The 23,484-nt window shown below is 64.5% G+C and carries 18 protein-coding genes, 1 tRNA gene, 1 other RNA gene and 2 pseudogenes; 14 read left to right on the top strand and 8 right to left on the bottom strand.

The features are described from left to right. Positions 1-71: 71 nt before the first annotated feature. Positions 72-776 (bottom strand): DUF4337 domain-containing protein, encoded by a 705-nt coding sequence (locus R5W23_RS17945; RefSeq protein WP_261188557.1) that lies wholly within the window; start codon positions 774-776, stop codon positions 72-74. A gap of 300 nt (positions 777-1,076) precedes the next feature. Between R5W23_RS17945 and R5W23_RS17940 the strand changes: the two genes are divergently transcribed. Continuing rightward, the gene (locus R5W23_RS17940; RefSeq protein WP_320687476.1) at positions 1,077-1,304 is read left to right on the top strand and encodes a BON domain-containing protein; all 228 of its coding nucleotides are present in this window, start codon (positions 1,077-1,079) and stop codon (positions 1,302-1,304) included. 82 nt (positions 1,305-1,386) lie between these two features. Here R5W23_RS17940 and R5W23_RS17935 read toward each other — a convergent pair whose 3' ends face one another. Then, entirely contained in the window at positions 1,387-1,890 is a 504-nt protein-coding gene (locus R5W23_RS17935) for a fasciclin domain-containing protein (RefSeq protein ID WP_320687475.1), read from the bottom strand. 106 nt (positions 1,891-1,996) lie between these two features. Here R5W23_RS17935 and R5W23_RS17930 point away from each other — a divergent pair, with 106 nt between their 5' ends. Further along, complete coding sequence (locus R5W23_RS17930; RefSeq protein WP_320687474.1) at positions 1,997-3,214, top strand: GIY-YIG nuclease family protein; 1,218 nt, start codon at positions 1,997-1,999, stop codon at positions 3,212-3,214. Positions 3,215-3,352: 138 nt separating this feature from the next. After that, on the top strand, positions 3,353-3,886 hold the full coding sequence (locus R5W23_RS17925; RefSeq protein ID WP_320687473.1) for a hypothetical protein: 534 nt from the start codon (positions 3,353-3,355) through the stop codon (positions 3,884-3,886). 165 nt (positions 3,887-4,051) lie between these two features. Here the strand turns inward: R5W23_RS17925 and R5W23_RS32720 are convergent. Further along, positions 4,052-4,291: pseudogene (locus R5W23_RS32720) on the bottom strand (hypothetical protein); the annotation flags it as partial. A 220-nt stretch (positions 4,292-4,511) separates the two neighbouring features. On the opposite strand from R5W23_RS32720, the gene R5W23_RS17920 reads away from it, so the two are divergent. After that, the gene (locus R5W23_RS17920) at positions 4,512-4,838 is read left to right on the top strand and encodes a hypothetical protein (protein WP_320687472.1); all 327 of its coding nucleotides are present in this window, start codon (positions 4,512-4,514) and stop codon (positions 4,836-4,838) included. A 6-nt stretch (positions 4,839-4,844) separates the two neighbouring features. After that, positions 4,845-5,009, top strand: coding sequence for a hypothetical protein (locus R5W23_RS17915; protein ID WP_261188564.1), 165 nt, complete (start codon positions 4,845-4,847; stop codon positions 5,007-5,009). Positions 5,010-5,426: 417 nt separating this feature from the next. On the opposite strand, the gene R5W23_RS17910 is transcribed toward R5W23_RS17915, so the two are convergent. Further along, positions 5,427-6,992 carry an MFS transporter gene (locus R5W23_RS17910; RefSeq protein ID WP_320687471.1) on the bottom strand — a complete coding sequence of 522 codons (1,566 nt, stop codon included), beginning with the start codon at positions 6,990-6,992 and terminating at the stop codon, positions 5,427-5,429. Between the two features lie 615 nt (positions 6,993-7,607). Between R5W23_RS17910 and R5W23_RS17905 the strand changes: the two genes are divergently transcribed. Continuing rightward, entirely contained in the window at positions 7,608-8,030 is a 423-nt protein-coding gene (locus R5W23_RS17905) for a hypothetical protein (RefSeq protein ID WP_320687470.1), read from the top strand. 23 nt (positions 8,031-8,053) lie between these two features. Beyond that, positions 8,054-8,290 carry a hypothetical protein gene (locus R5W23_RS17900; protein ID WP_320687469.1) on the top strand — a complete coding sequence of 79 codons (237 nt, stop codon included), beginning with the start codon at positions 8,054-8,056 and terminating at the stop codon, positions 8,288-8,290. A 184-nt stretch (positions 8,291-8,474) separates the two neighbouring features. On the opposite strand, the gene ssrA is transcribed toward R5W23_RS17900, so the two are convergent. Next, positions 8,475-8,886: a transfer-messenger RNA gene (gene ssrA / locus R5W23_RS17895) on the bottom strand. Positions 8,887-9,053: 167 nt separating this feature from the next. Between ssrA and R5W23_RS17890 the strand changes: the two genes are divergently transcribed. Further along, positions 9,054-9,944: an alpha/beta hydrolase gene (locus R5W23_RS17890; protein WP_320687468.1), complete on the top strand. Its 891-nt coding sequence runs from the start codon at positions 9,054-9,056 to the stop codon at positions 9,942-9,944. A 772-nt stretch (positions 9,945-10,716) separates the two neighbouring features. Here the strand turns inward: R5W23_RS17890 and R5W23_RS17885 are convergent. Then, positions 10,717-13,038, bottom strand: coding sequence for a hypothetical protein (locus R5W23_RS17885; protein WP_320687467.1), 2,322 nt, complete (start codon positions 13,036-13,038; stop codon positions 10,717-10,719). Between R5W23_RS17885 and R5W23_RS17880 the strand changes: the two genes are divergently transcribed. Both R5W23_RS17880 and R5W23_RS17875 read left to right on the top strand, forming a co-directional pair. Then, positions 13,037-13,159, top strand: a complete 123-nt coding sequence (locus tag R5W23_RS17880) for a hypothetical protein (protein WP_320687466.1) — start codon at positions 13,037-13,039, stop codon at positions 13,157-13,159. The two genes, R5W23_RS17885 and R5W23_RS17880, sit on opposite strands and share 2 nt — an antisense overlap. Positions 13,160-13,214: 55 nt before the next feature. After that, on the top strand, positions 13,215-14,267 hold the full coding sequence (locus R5W23_RS17875) for a CPBP family intramembrane glutamic endopeptidase (protein ID WP_320687465.1): 1,053 nt from the start codon (positions 13,215-13,217) through the stop codon (positions 14,265-14,267). A gap of 265 nt (positions 14,268-14,532) precedes the next feature. On the opposite strand, the gene R5W23_RS17870 is transcribed toward R5W23_RS17875, so the two are convergent. Continuing rightward, positions 14,533-14,603: transfer RNA gene (locus tag R5W23_RS17870), tRNA-Gly, on the bottom strand. Between the two features lie 685 nt (positions 14,604-15,288). Here R5W23_RS17870 and R5W23_RS17865 point away from each other — a divergent pair. After that, positions 15,289-15,777 (top strand): metallophosphoesterase family protein, encoded by a 489-nt coding sequence (locus tag R5W23_RS17865; protein ID WP_320687464.1) that lies wholly within the window; start codon positions 15,289-15,291, stop codon positions 15,775-15,777. A gap of 641 nt (positions 15,778-16,418) precedes the next feature. Then, positions 16,419-17,633 (top strand): annotated as a pseudogene (locus R5W23_RS17860) (glucuronate isomerase); the annotation flags it as partial. Between the two features lie 102 nt (positions 17,634-17,735). Here the strand turns inward: R5W23_RS17860 and R5W23_RS17855 are convergent. Further along, a complete protein-coding gene (locus R5W23_RS17855) occupies positions 17,736-20,891 on the bottom strand; it encodes a TIGR03009 domain-containing protein (RefSeq protein ID WP_320687462.1) in 3,156 nt (1,051 codons plus the stop codon). 315 nt (positions 20,892-21,206) lie between these two features. On the opposite strand from R5W23_RS17855, the gene R5W23_RS17850 reads away from it, so the two are divergent. Together R5W23_RS17850 and R5W23_RS17845 are read left to right on the top strand one after the other, a co-directional pair. After that, positions 21,207-22,136 (top strand): FG-GAP-like repeat-containing protein, encoded by a 930-nt coding sequence (locus R5W23_RS17850; RefSeq protein WP_320687461.1) that lies wholly within the window; start codon positions 21,207-21,209, stop codon positions 22,134-22,136. Positions 22,137-22,333: 197 nt separating this feature from the next. After that, positions 22,334-23,134, top strand: a complete 801-nt coding sequence (locus tag R5W23_RS17845; protein ID WP_261188579.1) for a WD40 repeat domain-containing protein — start codon at positions 22,334-22,336, stop codon at positions 23,132-23,134. Positions 23,135-23,484: the final 350 nt, after the last annotated feature.

Here is a 23,484-nt window from a genome sequence, read left to right as displayed (position 1 = left end):
TACGACCCAGCCCGCGGCACCGGACCGCCACGGGCGCCACCGGGAAGAAACGACGGGTTCGGGCGCGGCGCTCAGTGGGGCTTCCCCTGATCGGTCGAGGCGCCCGCGGGCGCTCCGGAGTGCTCGGTCGGGTGGTGCGGCATTGTATACGCGGTGACCGCGAGAACGACCGCCAGCGCCGCCGAGCCCAGCCCCGCCAACCAGAACGCCTTGCGCTTGGTCAGCAGCGCGAGGGAGCACAGCACGATCCCGATCTCGGCCCCGAGGTGCGCGACATCGAGCCGGTCGGCCTGGTGGTGCGAGTGGTGCGCGTCGCTCATTTTCTGGAGCGACTCGGTCTGCTTCTCGTGGCCCGTGTGCCCGAGCTTTTCGGCCTCGGCTTTGACCTCCGGCAACCGCGCCTTGTACTTCGTGTGCTGGCCGTCGGCTTTCTTGATCGCGTCCTTGAACGCCGCCTCGTACTTGGGCTCGACCTTCGCGACCTCCTTCAGCAGCCCGCCGGTGAACTCGTACCCGTGGTCGCGTACGTTCACCGCTTGGTACTCGCTCCACTTGTCCGTGGACTGTGTGTGCGCGATGCTGGCTTCGGTGGTAAGGCGGTTCGCCTCCCCCTGAAGCTGGAGCACCTCGTTGTGCTTGCGGTGCCCCAACATGCTCAGCCCCGCGAGCAGCGCCGCAACGACGGCGACGCTCACCGCGACGCGCTGGTTGAACGGATCGGCCGCGTGGTGACTGGCATGTTCGGCATGTTCGAGATGCTCGTGCGTGTGTGCCATGAACACTCCGAGAGGATGGCGGCAGCGCCGGAAGTTTACGGGCGCCTGCGGGGCACCGCAAGGGTCAGGAAAAAAAGGAATATGCCGGAAAATCGTTGCAGTCCACAAGAGCCATGTTTACGATGCGTGAAAGAATGGAAACGAGCCCTTCGCCCTCGCAATTCGGACGGATCCGCGGTCGCACTTCGTTGCGCCAACTGTTGGCGTGGGTCGCGTTTTCGTTACTCAGTCGCTAATCACATCCGGGGCTCGCACCCGGTTGAAACGCTCGCGCCCTCTCTCAATCGCCGGAGCGACATCATGAACACCTGCCCCTCTCTCGCCCCCGATCTGGCGGACTTTTTCCTGCACAGCCCGATCGGCCAACTCCGCCGGTTGGTCGTCATCGAGAACGAGACCGAAGTGCTTATCACCGGGCAGGTGTCGAGCTACTACCACAAACAACTGGCGCAAGAGCACCTGCGCCGCAGCCTGGGCCAACGGATCATCGTAAACCACGTCGAGGTGTGCCCGGGCGACATCGGCTGAAACGGCTTGAGCAGCGCGCCCTGACGCCTCGCGACTCCTCGGACAAGCGTCGCGGGCCGCCGAATTTACGTGCTGCGGGTGGTCACTTCGGTACCGCCCGCAACGCACCCAGCAAATGAATCACGCCGTTACTGCACCCGAGATCCGCGGCGTCCGGTTCGAGCTTGACCCCACCGACGTATAAACCGTCCCCGCGCTCCTCGATCTTGAGTCGCTCGTCACCGATCGTTGTCAGCGATTCGCCCGCCTGTGCCTTCTTTTTCAGTGCCGCGGTCGTGTACTTCCCTTTCACGAGGTGCGAGCGCAACAACTTTTGGACCACCTGTTCGTTACGCGCGACGGCACCGATGCCGTCGTCGTCGAGTTTCAGGAAGGCCGCATCGGTCGGAGCGAACAGCGTGTACTCGTCCTTCCCTTTGAGGACCGCAGTCAACCCAGTTTCTTTCGCGGCAATGGCCAGGATCGCCGTCTGTTCGTTGGCGATGAGCGCATCGTAAATGGTCCCCCGGTCCGAAGCGCCCACACGCGGCGCGTGGCAACCGAGGATGAACGACGCCACAAGAACTGCGGTTCGGGTCGCTCTCACGATTCGCTCCGGCGGCGCAGCCCACGAGTTTCAGAGTTCTCACGTGCGAGGCGGCGCTGTTAGAATACGTGAGTACACCACCCCGCACAAGTCGCGAACCGCACTTATGAGCCGCACACCCAAGGACGGGAAGAAGCAGGGGACGCTGTTCGCGGACGAGTTCGACGGCTTCGGGCCGAGCCGCTTCCGCCCCGCCGAGGAGGTTCCGCCGGTCTTCGAGGTGCGCGGCAAGCGGCTCAGCAAACTCAAGCGCGGCACCAAGAAGAACGCCCCGAAGGTGCCGGGCGTGTACGGTATGTTGGACACCCGCGGCCGGCTCATCTACGTCGGGAAGGCGAAGAACCTGCGCGCCCGGCTGTTGTGCTACTTCCGTGAGAACAGCCGCGACCCGAAGGCCGGTAAGATCATCGAGCAGACGAAGCGACTCGTGTGGGAGCAGTGCGGCGACGAACTGGCGGCGCTGCTGCGCGAGCTCGAACTGATCCAGCGCCTGCGACCGCGGTACAACGTGCTCGGCGTCCCGGGCTTTCAGCGCCACCATTACATCTGTGTGGGGAAGAGCCCCGCCGCCCACGTGTACGTCACCACCGCGCCGAGCGGGAACGAGCAGGGCGTTTACGGCCCGTTCGTGAAGCGGCACAGGTCCGAGGACGCCGCCCGGCGGCTGAACGACTGGTTCAGGCTCCGCGATTGTCCGCAAACGGTCCCCCTGACCTTTGCCGAGCAGGGCGCCCTGTTCGATCCGGCCCGCAGCGCGAAGTGCCTGCGATTTGAACTCGGGACGTGTGCCGGGCCGTGCGTGGGCGCATGCACGCGCAAGGACTACGCGGCCGGGGCGCGGGCGGCGAAAGCGTTTTTGGACGGACGCGACCGCTCGGTCTTGCGCACAATCCGAGAGCAGATGACGGTCGCGGCGGACGAGTTTCAGTTCGAAAAGGCGGCGTCGCTTCGCGACAAGTTGCACGCGCTCGAGTGGCTCGACAACCGGCTCAGCCTGCTGAACACCGCACGGAACCGCAACTCGTTCGTGTACCCGCTCGAGGGCACGGACGGCCAGACCCGCTGGTACCTGATCCACCGCGGCGAGGTGCAAGCGGTGTCGTTTCCGCCCGACGCGGAATCGGCCCCCCGGGTGGCGGGCTTACTGGGCACCACGTTCGCCGATCGCCCGGCGCCGGCGGTGCTTTCGGACGTGGCCGTCGACAGCGTGCTGCTCGTTGCGTCTTGGTTCCGCAGGAGCGAGAGCGAGCGCTCCAAACTCCTGACGCGGGTGAACGCCGAAGCCGCGTGCGCGACGTTCCTGTCTGGCCGCACGCCGAACTGATTTCGTTCGGGCGTGCGCGGTCGAATCGGGCGCGCTGGCGCCCGCTAATCGGACAGTTCGTCAAACGCACTCTTGCTGACGAAGCGGGAGTATGTTGTATGATGGCATTGCGCCTGCCCAGCGCCTGGAGGTTGTCAGATGGGAGTGCCGACCGGAGAAGTCGTTGCGCGGCCAATGGTGGCGCGCGCGTGCGGCTGCTTGCGCGAGTTCCAGCATTACGCGGTGGACCGATATCGGGCTCAACGGCTGGCGAAGTTTCAGAAAACCCGTTGTGAGGTGTGCGTCGCGAAGCTCAACGAGGAGCAACGGGTTGCCGCGGCCGCCGTGCCAAAAAAGGGCGAGGCTTTCAAGCTCCTGCCCACCGACGCTCACTTTTCGTTGACACGCAAAGCGGATGCCACTTGGGCCGGTACTCTCACGGCAGACGGCTCGACGGTCGAGGCGACCGGCGACGGGCCACACGGGCTGACGCTCGCCCTAGCTCGATCGTGGCTGGCGGAACGGGGCATCTCGGCCGCGCCCGATGATGCTCCTGCGGACAAGCCCGCATCACCGGCGGCTGAAGCGAAGCCGGCGCCCGCGGGACCGGTGTCGAAATTCCCGGCACCAAAGCCGCCGCCACCGTCCGCACGGCCGAGTCTAACGAACTTCCCGCGCCCGAAGCCGAACTGATCGCACCGTCCGTTCGTTTTGAGAATGTGGCACCACCGGCAACGTACTTGAAAGGGTGCCGAGCAGGAACACACGCCCGATCACGATGGCAACGATTCGCCCCTCGCCGATCCCGGGGTTGCGCTCACGGTCTTGGCCGAACTAACAGTAGGCAAGAGCGGGAAGTTAATCTCCCGGCTCTTGAGGTTGGATCGTGAGGCTCCACTTGGGCAGGGTAGCTGAACGTATCAGCCGTGCGGCGATGGTACGGAACGCGGCTCGAGCCACTCGCACGCCCCAGACGCAAACCGTCGTGGTTTTCCGAACGATCGGATGGAGCTCGCGCCACGTCATCGTTGCGGCCCACCGAGGCACATCCGCCACGGACGCGAACGCGCTCCCGTTTGTATTTGCTGTGATACGGGGGTAAGCACACCGACTCCACCGTCACCCGGTGACGGTCCGCCAACGGTTGCCAATGCTATTCCGTTAGAGGTCCGAATTATCCCAAGGGATTTGGCCCTCTCGTGTCGCATGAGCACCTACACGCCGCGTCTCGAAGCTGCGGTCCTCGACCCGCTCGCGTGAGTACGCGGGTCTGTTCGCGGATGCGTTCCCCCCCCGTCCAAGCCCGTCGCGTGGGCGGGTGTCTACCTCCGGGGTGGGGCTCCTGGACAGGGAGCGCAAATCCGTCGAGCCCCTGTCGCACCGGGTCCGGCTTCCCGAGGGGCGGTCCTCCACGGACCCGAAACAAGCGATCCAGCAGTTCGTCAGCCCGAGCCAGTGGGATCACGGCACGGTTCTCGAGCAGTACCGGGGCCATTTGGCGCACACGTCCGCATCCCCCGACGGGATCGTTCCGTTCGACGACATGCGACCGGTGGCGCGGGGCGCGAGCGCGGAACGGGTGTGTTTGCAACGGGTGCGTTGGCGCGACGGAACCAAGGGGATGTTGTCCGGGCGCGTCGCATGAGTGCGGGTGTGGCACGCCCACGGTTGGAAGACGGGCGACGGCGCCGGGGTCCGGGCGTTGTGGGTGCGGATCGAGAAGCCAGGCGACGAGGAGCCGTTGAAGTTCGCGTTCTCGAACCTACCGGCAGGTACCCGCCGGGTCGCGGCGGTGCGGCGCTGGAAGAGCCGGTAGCCGGTGGAGCAAGGCTACACCAGCAGTTGAAGGCAGAGTCAGGGCTGGGCCACTTCGAGGGGCGGTCGTAGCGCGGGTTCCACCACCACGCGGCGATGGCCCTGTTGGTCTGCGGCACCGGCTCGGGGCCGAACGCGAGCGGCCCCAGAACACCCGCCCGAAGCGGTTAAAAAACGGGACCCCGAACCGCCCCGACCCCGCCCGGGGTGCGGCGCGTCTTGCAACAGCCATTGCGCCCGTGGACCAAGCCGGACGGTGCCAACTGGCGGGTGCCGCACGTACATCCGATTCAAATCTAACGGAGTAGTACTAACACTGATGAAGCGTTCAACGGACCAGCCCCCAGGACGTAAATTATTGTGCAAATTACTATAAAATTATACAAGCAATAGCAATAAATTACCATCACTCGCCATTTTATTCCGGGAGCGGTCTGCCCTTCGTTTCGGGCGCGAACGCGATCAGCACAAGGCCTACCATGTACACCCCGGCGACCAGGGCGCACGCTCGCGAGTAATCTTTGTCGAAGTAGGCCAGCAGGTTGGCCATTTGCAGGTTGCCCGCCGCCGCGATGATGCGCCCGAAGTTAAACCCGAACCCCTGACCGGTCGCTCGGACGGCGGTCGGGAACAGTTCGGGTAAGTACAGCGGAAGCCAACCGTAGAACGAGGCCGATATCAGCCCCAGCAAACCCGATGCGAGGACGAACATAGCACCGAACGGCGGCTTCCCGCCTTCGTAGAGTTGCCCCTGCTGGTAAAACCCGACCATCGCCAGCATTGAGGCGATACACAGGGCTGCGTAAACGGGCCGGCGCCCGAACGGGCCGCACAACAGTGCGCCGGCCATGCACCCGAGTGCGGCTCCGATCGACGATGACACCTGCATCCACGCCCGCGCGTCCGGCGATTTGCCCCCGGGAAGGTCGCCGACCCACTGGTACATCCACATCAGCCCGGCCCAGGTTCCCAGAAGCGCGACCCCACTGAGCCCCGCCCCAAGGAGCATCCGACGAAGTGTGGTCGCGCGCGCTTCGGGCGAAAGGCCGCTGCGGGTGAGGTACCCGCGCGCGGGGTAGAGGTAGCCGAGCACCACCACCACCAGACCGACGAGCGAGCCGACGACCCGCACCCAGAACGGAACCGGGACCGTGAACGCGGTCTGTTGGATTGTGAACGTGAACGGGTCGGAGAGAGCCCACAGCACAATGACCACACCCGCCGCTCCCGCCCCCACCAGCACGCCCGCGAGGTCCCGCTCCGACCACAGGGCGGCGCGTCCGGATTCCTTTTCGTGCATCCACTTTTCCGATTCGGGCACGAACAGCCGAAGGGCCATTGTCAGCAGGGCAGGCAGCGCGCCGACCAGCATGAGCAACCGCCAGTTGTTGCCCGCGGTGAGCTGAGCGGCCCAGTCGGTCGAGAGCCCGATCGTGGTGAGCGCGTTCTGGATGTCCGCCGGCGATGTGCGGTTGGGGCTCAGCCCGAGTGCGATGCCGCCGCAAATCAGGTACCCGAGGTTACCGAACGCGCCGATCAACCCGGCCATGAGGGCGCGCGAGGCGCCGGGCCACAGCTCCATGACCAGCGCGACGCCGAGGGCCCATTCGCCGCCCATGCCGAGCGCGCCGACGAACCGAAGCACCGCCAGTTGCTCGGGCGATTGTGACGCGGCCGACAGCCCGCTGCACAGCGAGTACATCAGGATGCTAACGGTCATCGCGCGAACGCGGCCGATCTTGTCACCGAGCCAGCCGAACAGCACGCCCCCCGTTGCTGCCCCGACAAGGAAACATGCCAGCACAATTCCGTACCACTTGTCGACCTGCTTCGACGGGTCTGTGCCGTCGCGGAGCCACTCGCTCAGTGCGTCCCGGCCGACGAGCGGGAACAGTCCCATTTCCATACCGTCGAACATCCAGCCGAGCAGGGCGGCAAGAAGCGCGAGGTTACGACCGCGTGAGGTGACGGCGGGAAGGCTCATTAGTGTTCGGCCCGGTTAGGAGGGATTGCAGCCAGAATGTGGGAATCGCGCGCCGCGGACAAGGGGAATCTCGGACCGGGGGGTGTGCCTATTGTTTGGGGCGGTGTCAAGCGGGCATCCTCATCTCATCGTTTTTTGGGAGGCACGGATGCCCACGCGGGCCACCGAACACCGCACGGAGGCCGAGCGCCTGCAGTGCGCGCGGGCGATCACTTATGTGCGGGAACGGAACCGGTTGGGAACCACGGCGACTCCCGGCATCGTTCTGGGCGCCTGCGAACTCTTCGCTCTGGAGTGGGAGCGCGAATGGCTCCGGGAAAACTTCGCCGCCCCCTTCAGGCGCGCATCGACACGGCACCCGAAATGTATTTGGGTTCTCGGTCAGGGCTGCGCAAGGGTTTAATTTGGGTAGCTTGGGCAGCTAGCTGAGCCACTCGATAAAACGACGAAGGGATTGAAAAACAAGGAGTTACGACATTTCGCTCCCGTTGTCATTCAACCGAGTTTGGATCTCTGCGTAGCCCTGGGTTCTCCGCCACTCTTGTGGAAAAGTACTGAACCGAGGTACCATGTTCGAGCCGGGCGCGGCGGCCCAACCCCACTCCGAGCTTCGCGATGGCCAACACAACCGCGTTGAACTTCTGGACCGAACTCCTCGACTCACCGGGCTTTGTCGTCCACCATGACAACGACGTGCCCAACCAGCGGCATTGTTTCACCGTGACGCCACGCCACGCGGTGGGCATTTGTCCGCACTGCGGCAAGCCCACCGAGGCGGTCAAGCAACGCCGCAATCGCGAGCGGATCGTGGACCTGCCGATCGGATCCCGGGCGGTCGAGTTAACCGTTCGGGTCGATCCGGTCGCATGCGGCGCGTGCGCGTGTTGCTTCACCCCGCCGATCGGCTTCTTGGCGGACGGTGCCCATGCCAGCGAGCGCTTGCTCCGCCGGGCCGCCGAACTGATCCAACATGCCGATGTGGCCAACGCGGCCCGGTTCTTTGCGCTCCCCGAGAAGAACCTGGAGGACGGGTGCTAGGAGTACCTGGGGCGCCAGCAGCAGTGGGCCGCGAAGGTCCCGACGGCCCCGATCCGGCGCATCGGGATCGACGAGCTGTCATTAAAAAGCGGCACCGGCAGTTCGTCGCCGTGATCGTCGATCACGACCACCGGTGCGTGCTCGACGTGCTGGAGAACCGCGAGAAAGCGACGGTTGTGGCGTACTTGAAAGCGGCCAAGAGAGCGGGCTGGATGGAGGAGAACACCGACTACTGCCGAGCACGCAGCAGTAACGGTTGAACGGAGGGACTGAACCACGGCATCCGGACTATCCTGTGGTGGGCGTTCGGCATGTCAACTTCAAGAACTTCCGCCTCCGCGTCCTGCACCAGTTCGAATGCCCTTAAGAATGAGTGTCTCCAAGAGTACCGCAGAACAAAAAATCAAAATAAATCGCGATCTTCACATTTACACAACTCATCCTGAGTGGAGGCGCGGGGAATCGAACCCCGGTCCCGAGGCGCTTCCGCGCCGGCATCTACGTGTGTAGCTCGTATATTCCTGCGGCGCACCGTTTAACGGGCCGCCGCGCGTTCGTTGTTACCGGGTTCCTACGAGCGGGACCCCGACACAACTATCGGCCAGATGTTTTTAGCAGGAACGGCCGCCGAGGCGGATCGGGTGGTTGTCCCCTCTCCTCGAGTTCCCGCGAGCCTGACTTGCGTCCGGACTAGCACCTCTCAGGCGAAGCTGCCAGAACGGCTCTCGGCACTTAAGCCGCGAGGGAGTACTGCGGTTCAGCAGTTAAATTTTGATCGGCTTTTTACGTGGCCAGCTGATCAACCACGACACGCCACCGAACACTTCCGACACCCGGTCGATACCAGATCGCCCCCGAGTTACCCTACCCGCTTCGTTAGAGCGGCACACGTAGTATACGGTTCAACCGGGCAGAAAAAAGTTCGGTTGCGCCACGTGAGAACGTAACCGAAAACGGCGCGTGGCGGTTGCGCGGAGGCCGGGTATCATCAGCACCGCTTCTTTTCTCCATCCGGAGTCCGTCATGTTGCCCCTGCTGCTCCTGACCGCGACCGCCGCGGCCGACCCGGCGCCGCAAACGTTCCCCCTGTGGCCCGGGAAAGCGCCCCTGGCGGTCAGCGACTCGCCCACCGACAAGCCCGAACTGACCGCGTACCGTCCCGAGAAACCGAACGGCACCGCGGTCGTCGTCTGCCCGGGCGGCGGGTACGGGTTCCTCGCCAACGACCACGAAGGAAAGCAGGTTGCCGAGTTCTTCGTCAAACAGGGCGTGACCGCGTTCGTACTGAAGTACCGGATCGTGACGAAGGATCGCCCGGGACCGCTCGGCGAGGCGCCGCTCCTGGACGCGCAGCGGGCGATCCGTCTGGTCCGCGCGAAGGCGAAGGACTACGCCATCGACCCGCGCCGCGTCGGGATCATGGGGTTCTCCGCCGGCGGGCACCTCGCGAGCACCGCCGCCACGCACTATGAAAAGGCCGGGCTGAAGAACGACGATGACGTTGAAAAGGAGAGCAGCCGCCCGGACTTCGTGATCCTGGCGTACCCGGTGATCTCGATGGAGGACGGGGTGACGCACGGCGGCTCGCGCAAGAACCTGCTCGGCGACAAGCCCGACGCCAAACTGATCGAGTTGTATTCCAACGAGAAACAGGTGAAGAAAGACGTGCCGCCGGCATTCATCTTTCACACCAGCGCGGACACGGCAGTGGTGCCGGAGAACGCGGTGCGGTTCTACCTCGCGTGCAAGAAGGCCGGCGTGCCGGTCGAGATGCACATTTACGAAAAGGGGCGGCACGGCGTCGGCTTGGGCAGCGATCCGAAGTGGACGGGCGGGGAGAATTCGGTCGGGACCTGGCCCGACCGGCTTTCTGACTGGCTGACAGCTCGCGAACTGCTGCCGAAGGCGAAGTGACCGCGTCCCAAACTTGGTTTGGTCCGGCGCGCGGGCCTCGGGCCCGATGGCACTGACTTTGTATCGGGTGGCGGTGTAGCATGTGGTCGATGGGGGAACTTGCGCGCGTCGGATCACGGTTCTGGGGCAGTTGCGCCCGGGCCGCTCCGATACCTTTCGTTGAGCCGCCCCACGAAGCACCCACTCGAACTTCTGCTCCCGTTGGGGCAGTGACCAACCGTTGCCGCTCAGCAGCACCACCTTGACTAGTGCAGTCTCATTCACGATCCGGATGGTGGTGAATAATCGATCCGGGCGGCGAGCGACGTCCGGTTGGAGCCGACCGACGATCCGGGTTAACCTGTCCGCCGCCACCGCCGCGAGCCTTGAAGGCGTGTTCCGCACGGTCGCGGAGGCGAAGATTCGGCACCGGGTGCCGATCGTCCTGATGTCTCACCGGGGTCGGTCCCACGGGGACATCGCCACCGACCTCGGGTGTTCCCGCCGTTCCGGCAAGAGCAACACCGGCAGAGGCAAGAGAGGTTCGCGTCGCACCTGCGGCGCGTGGCCTGGATGTGCCCGGGCGAGAGCCACAAGCGGGCGGCGCTTCGGATCGACAACGCGCCGTGGCACCGAGGTGCAGCGATCGACGAGGCCCTGTGGGAGAACCCGCACCTGGAGTTCAAACGGTAGCCCCGTTACGGCCCTCCGCTCCACCCGATCGACCAATAGCCGCCAGTCCCAAGCGCAACAGGGAGGGCACAATCGCCCTAATAAACAGTCATCACAAACTTTACTCGTACAAAAACGCCGGCTGCCGCAACAGGTATGTGACCACCGCACGCCACGCCCGCACCGTGTACTGCGGGTCATCAGCCAGCGCCCCGCCCTGCCGGCACCCATACGCCTCGCGCTTCTCGACGCCCTTTGCCGCCTTCGCGTCCGCAACGACCGCCGCGAACAGTTTGAACGTGCGGCTCACGTCGCCCGAATCGACAGCGGCGTCCTGGCCCAGGAGGCGCCGGTGCAGGTGCGCGATCGCCTGGCGGATCTGTCGGTCCCCGTCGGCCGACGCGCCCGGGACCACCTCGGGTTCGATCCCGGGGAACAGCACGCGCTCTTTCGCGGGGCGGGCGAAGTCGCGGGCCACGTTCTTGCACGCCACGTCGTTCGACATGATGCGCTGGATCGCGCCCATCGCCCCGCTCGGGTCCGCCGGCCGGTCCGTCGTTTCCTTGGAGTCGATGGCACCGTAGAGCGACGCGATTTCGCCCTCGAGCCGGCCCCAGCGCGCGCCGAACACGGCACCGATTTTCCGCTCGAGTTGCTCCGGCGTTAGCATCCGCACCACGCCCACGTCGTCCAGTTCGGCCCGGCGCGCCGGGTCCTGGGCCACGGTCGCGAGCCCGTCGGCCCGGTAGAAGTCCGATGCGATCCACTCCTTGAACGCCACTTTGAGGTTAAAGCCGCTCTTCGCGAGTTGTGCCGCAACCCGCTCCACCTCCTTGCGCTGCGTAAGGTACGCTCGCGCGCGGGCCGGATACAGCGGGTCTTCGATGTCCTTCGGCGGTAGGAGCGCCCGGCGCCCGGTCAGGACGTAATACACGTGCTCCGTCATCGTGACCGCGAACCGCGGGTCTTTCGCGGTCCGCTCACCGAGCCACTGGAGCGCCCGCCAGCGCTCCGACGCGGGCAGGCGCTCGCCCTCGAACCCGGGGCCGAACATGTCCGTGAACCAGCCGCCCTTGCGTTTCCCGTACACGCCCCGTTCGGCGAACCGCCAGTAGTCCTGAAACAGCCCCGCGACCGGGTCCAGCGTTTTGTGGCACACCGCGCACTCGGGCGCCTGCATCGTCGGCACCGCGAACTTCGTTTGCGCGGTCGCGGCGTCCGAGACGCGCGCCGCCAGTTCCAGCACGTCCACCCCGAGGAAGTGCTGGTAGTACATTCTGGCCCGGAGGCGGTTGCGGTTGGTCTCGGTGGTGGGGTAACGGGCAAGGTACTGGAACGTGCTGAGCAGCCCGGCGTGCGGGTAATAACCCGTCGCGGAGTCCTGGTTCTCGGGCTTGCTGCGCCCGACGAGCGCCTTCAGTTTCACCGGTACGAACTCGAACGGGTCGTCGGGGTTCTTGAACTGCCCCTTGAGCGGCTCGAAGACGCCGTAACCGCGCGCCGAGTACGGCGACACCATGATGTAATCGGCCGTCACGATTTCTGTGAACGGGCGGTCGTTGCGGACGACGTACTCGACCAGCCGCATCGGCTCTTCGAGCAGCGATTTGCGGTAGTCGGCGGCAAGTTTGTAGCCCGCCTTGCGGCGCTCGGCCTCGTCCGCGATATGGCCGAGGTCGAACTTCTGGTACCAGAGCCGCGTCTTCTCGAAGTGCTCGTAGGAGAGCACCGACTGGTCCGGGTTCCCGTCAACGCCGGCCGTCAGGAAGATGTCGTTGAAGCCCTCGCGGAGCCGCAGGTAAAACGCCTCCTCCTTCATGACAGCGTCGAGGATGGCGGGCAGCGCGTGACGCCCGTCTTTCGCGACCGCGGCGAGTTCCGCGCCGGTCGGGAGCCGGCCCGCCAGTTGCAACGTGACGCGCCGGAGCAACCGGGCGTCGTCCAGCATCACGACGCCTTCGAAGAAGGGCCCTGCATTGGGATCGAGGGCCAGTTCCGCGCCCTTCGGGTTGTTCACCCGGCGCACGAAGGCATTCAGCACGCGATACTCGGTCGAGTCGGCGGTGATGATTTCACCGCCGCCGTGGTCGAGCTTTCCGAGCGGCTTCAGCAGCAACCGCGCCTGTCCCTTGGCGTCTTTCTCAGGTATGGCAGCGAACTTGGCGAACGCATCGCGGTTGTGCCGCAGCGCCTCATCTTGTGCGACGCCTTCGGCTTTCCGGGGGTCTTTGAGCACGAACGCGCTGTCCGCCGCATCGCCGCCGGGTTTGTGACAGGTGAGGCACTTGCGCGCCCCGACCTTGGTCCACACCTCGTCCCGGAAGTACGAATCGCCTTCTGCCGCGCAGGCGGCGCCGGTGTACGGCTTCTTGTCGCCGGCCGGGAGCGGGGCTGAACCGAACACGGTTACAAACAGAACGACCGAACAGGCGCGCAGAGACATGAGTCGGCTCTCGGAGCGGGAACGGGCGCCGGGCCGCTCGATCGTAGCCGACACGCCGGCGCAGCCGCAACGCGGGTCCGCTGCGGCGAAGGCGATCGTTCTCTGTGCGGACCTCGTGTAAAGAGGTATTTTAACCGCTACGGCCCGGCCGGTGAGGCGCTTTACAAGGGTTTGACGTGCAGATCGATCTGTCGGAAGTGGTGCGCATGGCGACGGCCGGCGCACTGGTCGCGGCCGGGGCGGTGCCGGTCGGGTTGGTGGCGCACGCGCTCCGCCCCCGCGGCGAACCGCTACTCCCGCGCTGGAAACCGTTTCCGGTCCCGTGGAGCGGGTTCGAGGTGGCCGTCACGTTCCTGGCGGTCGTCGCCGTGATACCGATCACGACACTCCAGGTACTCGACAGCGGTGGGTTCTTCCAGTTCGTGTACGGGGACGGGTTCCCGCCGCTCTCGGCGAAAGACGTGCCCGCGGACCAGAAGGCCGAAGCGAGCACCCTGCGCGGGCTGTGGGCCGGCCTGTTCGCGCTCCCGATCGTTCTCGGAGCCCTGGCACTCGTCCGGTACTCGCTGCACGCGCGCTGGCGTCCGGCCGCCAACGGGAGCGTACCGAACAAGGTGGCGCTGGCGGTTGCCGCGTGGCTCCTGGTCACACCCGCCGTGCTGCTTTTGAACGCGGTCGTGAATGCGGTCGCCGTGGCACTCGGCGCGCCCCCCGAAGCGCACTCGCTGACCAAACTGGGACAGCGGCCGCTGCTCGATCAGGCCTTGCTCGTTCTGGGGGCGTGTGTGATCGCGCCGGTGAGTGAGGAAGTGCTGTTCCGCGGGATCATCCTGTGGTGGAGCACGGGCCGCATCCGGTTCCCGGGGCTGGGGGTGACGCCGGTGACCGGGATGCGCCCCTGGCTCGTGCTGCTCGTCGCCGGGCTGTTCTCGGCCGCCGCGGCGGCGGCCGATGAAAAATGGCAACCGGTTGCGTTCGCGGCGGTGCTGGTGGTAGGGTTGGCGGTGCTGTACCGCGTCACGCGCACCGGGGCGCGGCGGGCGCGGGCGGTGTACGCGACGGCCGCGTTCTTCGCGCTGGTCCACCCGACGTGGCCCAACCCGATCGCGCTGTTCGCGCTCGGGCTGGCCCTCGGCTACCTCGCCGCTCGCACCAATGGTCTGCTGGTGCCGGTCCTCGTCCACGCGCTGTTCAACGCGGTATCGGTGGTGTATGTGCTCCGGGGGTAAAACGCACGAGGTGCCGGATACCGATCCGGTTGGATCCTGTAATAAACCTAAGCTGTTGCCGCGAGATCATAACCGTTCACGAGTTCTGATCGGCAGTCGACGTGCCGCCACGGGTCCGGAACCACAAAAGCGTGTGTGATGGGCACGAGACCACCAATCCCGGAGGATCGTGGAATCATCTAGCACCGGTGATGAAAAGCAGCGATTTTGCCAGCTTAGCCAACTGCAAACCGCCAGAAATGATTGCGGCTAAAGGGTTTAGAAGAGCGGGATAGGGGAGTCGAACCCCTCTCACAGCCTTGGGAAGGCTGGGCACAGCCGATATACCAATCCCGCACACACATTTTTTTAGCTAAACCTGCTTCAGGGGCAAGGTCACTTTCGCTGAATATTCAAGGCCGAATGGTGTCTGATACATGAACCACCGAAGCTGTCTCATTGCCCCTGCCGATCTTGCGATTGGGCCGTCCCTCGATAAGGGCTTTTGACCTTATCGAGGGACGGTCTGGAAGTAGCGTAGGTTGACCCGGATCGACGCATTCAGGTCCGCCAAGGTGCCGAAGAGGCGGTTGTGTGGCGCGTCGCCGGAACGTCTTCCCGAACCGCTCGGTCGGGTTCAGCTGCGGGCTGTAGGGCGGGTGCGAATCGAGGGCACCCGCCCGTGTCCGAATACCGTGTTGCCCCGTCGCTCAAGCGCGAGTTGGCAGGCATCGTTGCTCAGTTGCCGGCGCTCCCGCCAACCGCCGACACCTCGCGCGCCGCGCGGGAACGATAGGAATATGGCCTGAACATACATATCACTCTACTAAGCGGCTTGCAACTAATGCTGATCCTGACAGCGATTGATAATTTAATAGTATATAAGATTAAGTCATAGCTACGGGCGTGGCAAATGACCCGCTCGCCCTCTTCGGAGCGAAGGCCGCGTTCATCGACTTCCAGTTTTGATACGGTTGTACCTGTTGGCGCCGGTTTTTGCGCTCCCCGAGAACCCGCTTTCTTAACTGACGCAGGAGCGGCGATGCGCCTGGGCATCCTTTCGGACACGCACGACGAGATCGAACGCACCCGGCGCGCCATTGAAATGTTGCGCGCCGCGGGCGCGGAGGCACTGGTTCATTGTGGGGATCTGGCGTCCGCGGCGATCGTGGAGTTGCTCGCAGTGCTCCCGGCCTGGTTCGTGTTCGGCAACCACGACGCGGACTCGGTTCCCTACCTTTACCGGGCCGCAGCGGGTACCGGCGTCGAGTGTCTCGGTTGGTGCGGGGTGATCGAAGCGGCAGGGAAACGCATTGCGGTCACCCACGGTCACATGAGTTCGGACGTGCGGCACTTGCTTGGAGAGGGGCCGGACTACCTGCTGAGCGGCCACACGCACGTTGCCGCGTTCACCACAGCCGGAACGGTTCGGCGTATTAACCCCGGTGCGCTGAAACGGGCAGACACGTTCACCGTGGCGCTTCTCGAAGTGGAGAGCGGCGCCTTCCGCTTTCTCGACGTGCCAGAGTGATACTAGGTCCGATTAAAGCATAATTGGTGGGTGGACGCAGGCACTCGGAACGACACGCTTCATTGGACTGCGCCCAACTTGGAGCTCTGAACTATTGGAAGCGTAAAAAGACGGACCGCCGCCCTGGGGGAGGGCGGCGGCTTGGGGGAAGGTTGCCGTCAGACGGGGGATCGGACGTGTTGTGTGATGAGTCCGAGAGAGGGGGGAAATCTCTCTCGTGACCGCGACTTTGGGGGAAAGCCGACGGTCGTTGTTCTCGCGGTGCCGGGTCGCTTTGGGGGTTGACTCGGCCTTGGGGGAAGGTGAGTCAGAAGCAGGCCCGGCACCGATTCGCGAGTCACTTGGGGGTTGTGCGTCGCGAACGGTTGTATCTAAAGCACCGATCGTGCCAATTCTCGCAGCCACGCCGACCGTAGCTATTACCGCGGACACAAACTCATTTGGTACCGACTCTTAAGAAAATGCTGCGAGCCCGGACTGGCTCCGAGAATGCACGCCGCTCTTCTAAAGTGCTCAGGGTTTGTAATTCTTGCCGGGTTGGTTCCGGCGTAGAACGTGTAAAAGTTACCGTGACCGGTTCCCAAATTACCAACACGAGGTGCGAGATGCCTCTCGATCAACTGGTTCAGAACCTGGAGTCCGCCCTCTCCAAGGTTCCGCTCATCGACCCGCACTCACACATCGACCCGTTGAAGCCGGTTTCGAAGTCGCTCGACGACATCCTCGGCTACCACTACTACACGGAACTGGCGCACTCCGCCGGGATGCCCCAGACGCTGCTCGCGCCCGAAGCCGACCCGCGCGACCGGGTGCGCGAGATCGTCAAGTTCATGGACCGCTACGACAACACCGCGCAGTACGCCTGGTTCATCGACATCGCCCACACCTTTCTGGGGTTGCCCGAAAGCGAGACCCGCGTCTCCGCGAGCGACGCGGACAAGCTGTTCGACGCCGCACAGAAGACGTTCGCCCAGCCCGACTGGGAAAAGCAGGTGTTCGAGAAGACACGACTCGAGAAGATCTTCCTGACGAACGAGTTCGACGACCCGCTCACCGGGTTCGACACCGCCAAGTACGTCCCGTGCCTGCGGACCGACACGCTGGTGTTCCACTTCGATAAGCCGGAAACGCGGCGGCGCCTGGAGGCGACCACGGGCACCCACGTCCACGACGCCGCGAGCCTGCGGCGAGCGCTGGCGAAAGTGTTCCTGCGGTTCACGCAGAACGGGGCGAAGGCGTGCGCCATCTCGCTGCCGCCGACCTTCCACCCGGCCCCGTTCGACGACGAGCACTTCTACGAGCAGATGCAGTTCCACGACTACCACGACCTGGCCTCGGGCATCTTCTGGCTGATCGCCGAGTTGTGCCGCGACTTCCGCCTGCCGTTCGACCTGATGATCGGGGTGAACCGCAAGGTGTACCCGAAGGGCGTGTACCAGGGTCAGGACCTGTTCGACCAGCGCACCAGCCTGATCCAGTACCGGGACCTGTTCAACGCGTTCCCGGAAGTGACGTTCCCGGTCTCGGTGCTTACAAGCGCACAGAACCAGGAGCTGATGGCGTACTCGTGGATCTTCCCGAACGTGCTGCCGAACGGGCACTGGTGGTACTCGAATACCCCGCCGTTCATCCGCAAGGACCTGACCGAGCGCGTCACCGCGGTGCCCAAGACGAAGCTGATCGGGTACTACTCGGACGCGTACAAGCTGGAGTTCGTGAAGCCCAAGTACGGGATGTACCGCCGCATCCTGGCGGGAGTACTGGCGGACGAGTTCGTGCGGCCCGGGGTGCTGAGTGAGACGGACGCCGTCGCTCTGGGCACGCGGCTCCTGCGCGACAACGTGAGAGAAGTGTTCAAGGTGTGACCGGAGCCGGGCGCTCCGAGTCGCCGATCCGAAAGCGGGATGCCCGGATTGAGGCGCCGGGCAACCACGACAGGCGGTCTGGGGCCGCGGCCGTCACGGCCGGCCCTTCATCTGTTTGCGCTTTTCTTCCAGAAACCACTGCTGTTCCCAGTACCCCCGGCTGTACTCGCCGAACGTTTCGGGGAAGGCACCCGGCTTATCCTTGAGTTTGGCAAACAGGGCGTCGATCTGCTTCCGCACGGCCGCGACCCGCTCGTCGTCCCCGCGCTTCGTGTGAGCCTCGTGCAACACGCCCAAGGCAATGAGCCCTTCGACGCGGTGCTGGTGTCGCTCGTAAACGGCTGTGGCGGCCGAAACGAGTTTATCGAAATCGTCCCCCGAACTGAGAGCCCAGATACGCCAGACATCCGTTTGGGTCCGCACGCGGGCGGCGCGCTCGTCATCCGTCCGGCCCGCGGTGCCGGCGGTGGCCTCGTCGAACAATTTCAGCGCCTCGGCCGTCAGCTTCGGAGCCAGCGTCGGCTCGTCGCCCGGTTTGGTGCTCAGGTCCCGCGCCCGCCTGAGCACGCAGATGCCAAGCATCAACCGGTCCTCAGCAGCGTTCAGCCCGGTCTGCTGTGGGAGCCGGGAGCGGAGGAGCGTTTCGGCTTCTGCGAAGTCTCCGGCTTTTATGAGGCGCTGCACCCGCCCGTCCGCCTGAGCAGGCGGGGCGGGTTTCGGCCCTTCGGGGGCCTTCTGCACCTTCCACCCTTTGTCTCTGATCTCCACGTACTGAAAGTGTTCCGGCCTCACGCCCGGAATGTTCGCCTGCGGATTTGTGAACCACCACTGCTCTTTTTCGCCGTCCGGTTTGATCACGTGCGCCGCTGCGGGCAGGTACGAAACGTCCTTGGTCAACGGCCCCGGATTGTACAGGGCCAACCGCAGGTGCTGAAACTCGCACTGCTCTTTCGCAAGCCGGGGCTTGATGTCCAGGTAGAGGTAGTGTTGGTCGGTCTTGAAGAGTGAGATGGCGAACCGCTCTTGTAGCTCATCGGCCTTCATACCGCTGAGGAAATGGAACCCGAACAGCGCGGCCTCGGAGTTCAGTGTTGGTGGTCGTTTAAACTCGGTAACCGTTTTCGCCAGACCGTTGTAAGCGTATACTGCGGTTTCGTTGCAGATGTACGCCTCGTAGTCGGCATTGGCGCTGTCGTCCGGGTTGTTCAGTCGCAGAACCGCGAAATGGGGCTTCATGTATAGCGTGGCGCCGCTGAGCGTCTTCGTATTGCCGGTGCTCGCATCTGTCCGTTTCAGCTTAACCTCGGCGCGAAAGTTAGTTACCTGAGCCGTCCACTTTTCCCACGCCTGCAAGTGGCGCGCAACGGCAGCTTCGTCAGCGAGGTCTTTGGGATTCAATGGCACTTCCATCTTGTCAGGAAGCGGGCAGTCATTGGCGGGCGCGCCGGCCGGTACGATTTGCGGCGTGGGCTGAGCGGAGATGTCAGTTCGAGGTGGTTTCGCCGGTGTCACATCGAACACGAATGTGTCATTGTCGCCTTTGAAATCGAGCGGGCGTGTGGTTCTTCGGGTGCCGAGTGCCATTCTCAGCCGACCGTCGGCCATCTCGTAGCAGCCGTATAGCTTCATCCCCTTCCCTTCCTCGACTGGGGCAAAAAGGTCCACATCAACCCATTTGGGGTTCTTCGTAGCATCAATCGTGTAGGTGCCCCCGAACCAAGATGCGGCGTTGCCGTTTGCGACTGGTCGGGCGAACAGATACCCCCCGATGACTTCGATGCGCGGCGCGGGCGCCCGCTTCCCCGGCCCGTTAATGTTCTCCTGAACGGCAGCTTCGGTCCCCGCCCAGGAACCTACGAGTCCTGTTTCACTTACCGGGAGTCGTTTCCCGCGACGGAGATGCAGCACCATGAGGGGCTCATCCTCCGGAGAGAAGAACTCGCGTGTGAATTCGGCGGGACGCGGACCGTTGCCTCGAACAGACATGCAGACGCGGAGGGCATCACCGTCGAGTTCGTAGATGGCTTTATCCTGACGGCTCTCGTCGGGATCAAATCCGCTGAGAGTCAACCATCTCGGGTTCTTGTCCGTATCGAGATGGAACTTCTGGGGGACCACACTACGACCGGCTGTGATCTTCCAAAATACGTCCCCGGCCACCAAGAAATGCAGCCGCCCTTCCTGACGGAGGAGCGCTTTTTTCTCGTCATCGCTCGCATTGTTGCCGAAGTCGACGCTGTCAGCAATCCACCACCCTTGAAGCGCCTCGCGGTCCGTGAGCTTCGGCGCAACGGGCTTCTTGTCCGCCGGTTGCGGCGCCACCACCGGCTTGTCTTCCGTCCGCTTCGGCGGCTCGCTCGCCTTCGCGGCTAGGTTGGACTCCGCTGCTGGAAAGCTCGATTCAGGCGACCACCCAGCCGTGAGTCCGGCCGTCGCACAAACGAGCAATGCGAGCGCACCGGTCGTCCGCAGTTTCGTGAGGAACATGGATTTGAGCACCTCGTCCGTGAGTCGGGCCGCCGCGACCGGGACCGCCCCGGTCGCGCCACTTTTTGCCAGTTCGGACACCACGGTCAGGAGCGCAGCCGGTACCGTTGCGCGGCCCACCTCGGCCACAGTGAACAGCGCCGCGACACCGCCCGCCGGGAGCAGCGTGCCGTGCTTCAGCAAACGTTTCCGTAACAGCTCGCGCCCGCGGGCCAACCGGCTGGAGAGCGTCCCTTCACGCAGGCCCAGTTCCCGCGCCGCCTCGGCCCGCGACCGCCCCTGAAGTTCGCAAAAGACGAGCGCGTCGCGGTACTTCGCGGGCAGCGCGTTCAGTTCGGCATCGAGGACCGGGAGCCAGTCGGGAATCGGCGCGTTTTCGTCGGCGGCGGGGAGCATATCGACACCCTCGGTGCGGTGCGCGGCCAACCGGGCGGCCCGCGTCCGGGCCTTCTGCGCGACCCGCCACGCCACCCCGTACAGCCACGGCCCGAGCCGCTCGCCGCGCACCGTCTTCGCCTTCCGCAGGAACACCAGGAACGTCGCCTGGAACGCGTCGTCCGCGTCCGCGGACCCGCCGAGGGTGCGGCGGCACACCCCGAACACCATCGGCCCGTGCCGCCGGAGCAGCACCTCAAAGGCCGGGTGATCCGCGTACCGGGCGAACCGGTCAAGCAGTTCGGCGTCCGGGAGCGCGTCGAGGGACGACGCGAGCGCGGCGCGCAACTGCACGACCGGGAGCGGATTAGGGCGCAAGCGGTTCACTGGGGCCTCCGGGCGTCGGGATGTAGTTACTGCCGCAAGGGGCCAGGGCGCGTCCGCGATTTTTTACACTCCTGCGCAAACACCGCGGCGCAGATCGTCCGTCGTACGTGTTCAAGCAGCGACAGAAGGTTCGGAATAACCACGTTCTGAACCCGCCCCGCTGTACAGCCACGAACGAATATCGTAATGACCACGTAAGTAACGGCACGTTGCCGGGCTCAGGCCCGAAGGGCGATCCGCTCACCGGGTGCCCTTCGGAACGCTTCAACCAGGTGCATGATGCCTTCGCCACACAGCACAAACAAAACGCGCGTTTTGAACTGCGAGCCGCTCGAAGACCGGCTCACGCCGGCGATCGACCTGAGCCAGTCGCTGCGCGCGCCGCTCTTCGATGGGTACAGCGGAGCGTTCGCCGCCGCGGCCGGCGACGTGAGCGGAGACGGCACGGCGGATCTCGTCGCAATTGCACCGGTGAACGGGCACGTCAAGGTGCTTGACGGTCGCACCGGTGTCCAGCGAAGTTCGTTCTTCGCGTACTCCGAGTTCACCGGTTCGGTCCGGGTCGCCGTTGCGGACGTCAACGGCGACGGGTACGCGGACATCATCACCGTGGCGGGCCGGGACGCTCACGTCAAAGTGTTCAACGGCCGGACCGGGACGCTCGATCAATCGTTCCTCGCGTACCCCGGCTACAACGGGGCGGTGGTCCTGGATGTGCAACGAGGCATCCCGCTGCAACAGTACGGTCCGGGCGGCGCGACCATCAGCACGTTCGCGCCGCTGGTCGTGCAGGCGGTGGACAACGGCCACGTCAAGGTGTTCGGCGGCCAGACCGGAGCCGAGGCCGGCAGTTTCATGCCGTACGCGGGTTACAACGGGCCGATTCAGGTCGCGACCGGCGACCTCAACTACGACGGCATGGTGGATGTCGTAACTGTGGCCCCGACCGGCGGGCACGTGCGCGTGTTCGACGGGGCCACCCGAATCGAACGGGCGTCCTTCCAGGCGTACCCGGGGTACAACGGTCTCGTCGAAATTGCCGCCAACGACAGTTCACTCGGCGGGTCGAGTTATGGCATCACCACCCGGGCGCCTGACGGGCACGTTAAGAGGTTCGACCCGTTCACTTGGACGGAAATAGCCAGCTACATGGATGTGAACCGCGACGGAGTACCGGATGTGGAGCCGGTTCCGGGCTCCGGTCCGACCCAGTTGATTACCCTGCCAAACCAGGCAAGCGTTTAGAGCGTCAAGGTCCATTGAGCGGTGGCGGCACGGTCGTGAATGAAGATCCGTCCCTCGGGCCGCCCCGCGTGGTTCGCGTAACACGTTAGGTAACGACATTGGCGCGAGCGCCCGGGGCCGCTATGGTCCAATCGTAACGTCGCACCGGACCAGTTGCATTGGCCGACTGGTCCGGTGAAACTGCCCCGAGATTTGAGATGTTCGCTCCGCACAACCCGAACCTGCGTGCCCGACTCAGAGCCGAGGCGCTCGAAGACCGGCTGACGCCGTCATCAGCCGTCACCTCAACCGAACCGCTCGCGGCGGTGAGCATTGAAGGCGAAGGCGCGTTCGCCTTCTACCCGCACGTATCGGCCCCCTCGTTCTCGCAAGTCTTTGCCGGCTACGACGGGGGAGGCGCGGTGGCCGCGAGCGCCGATGTCAGCGGGGACGGCGTTTGGGATTACGTGTTGATGGCCGGCATTAACGGCCACGTCAAAGTGTTCGATGGCAAAACCGGCGCGGAACTGCACAGCTTCATTGCGTACCCCGGCTACAACGGCTCGGTCTCCGTGAGTGTCACCGCCACAAACGGTAACGGCCCCAGCGACATCGTGACCGCGGCCGGCGCCAACGGACACGTTCGGGTGTTCGACGGGCGAACCGGGGAAGCAACGCGCTCGTTCTTCGCGTACACCGGCTACGTCGGGTCGGTCAACGTCCTGTCGGTCGATGTCAACCGAGACGGCATCGCCGACGTAGTGACCGGTGCGAACGTTAACGGGCACGTCAAAGTGTTTGACGGCCAGACCGGCGAAGAGGTTTCGAGTTACTTCGCGTACCCGGGCTTCACCGGTAGCATCGGCCTCGGCTACGAAACTGCACCGGATGGCGGCAGCAACATTAGCACCTTCGCCATCGGATCGACACACCGGAAGTTCTTCGACGGGCGGACCGGTGCCGAGCTGCGCAGCTTCCTGGACGCGGACATGAACTACCGGCCGGACGACCAAACCTGACCGCCCAGACCATTTCTTCGTCGCCCTTCGATTTCGCTGCGGCTTTGCAACGGAAGCACGTAAAGCCGTTCCCAAACGGCCGCCAGCCACGCGCCGGCGCTCGGCCGGATCGCGCCCCGCCAACCCCTGCGCTCAACTTCTGGTAGGCGGTAGCCGCTAGAGCGTTTTCGGGTAATACGTAGCGACGCTGCGGCCATCAGTGCTTTGAAAATAGGCGTTGTATGCTCCGAACTCCGCTACGCATTACCCGAAAGTGCTCTAGGTTTTCTGTCCGGTGTCTCGGCCTAGTTCAAAAAGTGTCACTTTTGGGTAGCACGCGCGTGGGAGGATGTGGCCACGTGTATCGCGGC

This window comes from Gemmata algarum, assembly GCF_034097035.1.
Taxonomy (GTDB): Bacteria; Planctomycetota; Planctomycetia; order Gemmatales; family Gemmataceae; genus Gemmata; species Gemmata algarum.
This window is presented reverse-complemented; position numbering and strand designations above follow the sequence as displayed.

What these genes read in the sequence shown, in the direction of transcription:
- R5W23_RS17880 (WP_320687466.1), top strand. Translation starts at nt 13,037, where the DNA reads ATGAGTCGGCTCTCGGAGCGGGAACGGGCGCCGGGCCGCTCGATCGTA.
- R5W23_RS17925 (WP_320687473.1), top strand. Translation starts at nt 3,353, where the DNA reads ATGGGAGTGCCGACCGGAGAAGTCGTTGCGCGGCCAATGGTGGCGCGC.
- R5W23_RS17930 (WP_320687474.1), top strand. Translation starts at nt 1,997, where the DNA reads ATGAGCCGCACACCCAAGGACGGGAAGAAGCAGGGGACGCTGTTCGCG.
- R5W23_RS17910 (WP_320687471.1), bottom strand. Translation starts at nt 6,992, where the DNA reads ATGAGCCTTCCCGCCGTCACCTCACGCGGTCGTAACCTCGCGCTTCTT.
- R5W23_RS17890 (WP_320687468.1), top strand. Translation starts at nt 9,054, where the DNA reads ATGTTGCCCCTGCTGCTCCTGACCGCGACCGCCGCGGCCGACCCGGCG.
- R5W23_RS17940 (WP_320687476.1), top strand. Translation starts at nt 1,077, where the DNA reads ATGAACACCTGCCCCTCTCTCGCCCCCGATCTGGCGGACTTTTTCCTG.
- R5W23_RS17905 (WP_320687470.1), top strand. Translation starts at nt 7,608, where the DNA reads ATGGCCAACACAACCGCGTTGAACTTCTGGACCGAACTCCTCGACTCA.
- R5W23_RS17845 (WP_261188579.1), top strand. Translation starts at nt 22,334, where the DNA reads ATGTTCGCTCCGCACAACCCGAACCTGCGTGCCCGACTCAGAGCCGAG.
- R5W23_RS17885 (WP_320687467.1), bottom strand. Translation starts at nt 13,038, where the DNA reads ATGTCTCTGCGCGCCTGTTCGGTCGTTCTGTTTGTAACCGTGTTCGGT.
- R5W23_RS17865 (WP_320687464.1), top strand. Translation starts at nt 15,289, where the DNA reads ATGCGCCTGGGCATCCTTTCGGACACGCACGACGAGATCGAACGCACC.
- R5W23_RS17945 (WP_261188557.1), bottom strand. Translation starts at nt 776, where the DNA reads ATGGCACACACGCACGAGCATCTCGAACATGCCGAACATGCCAGTCAC.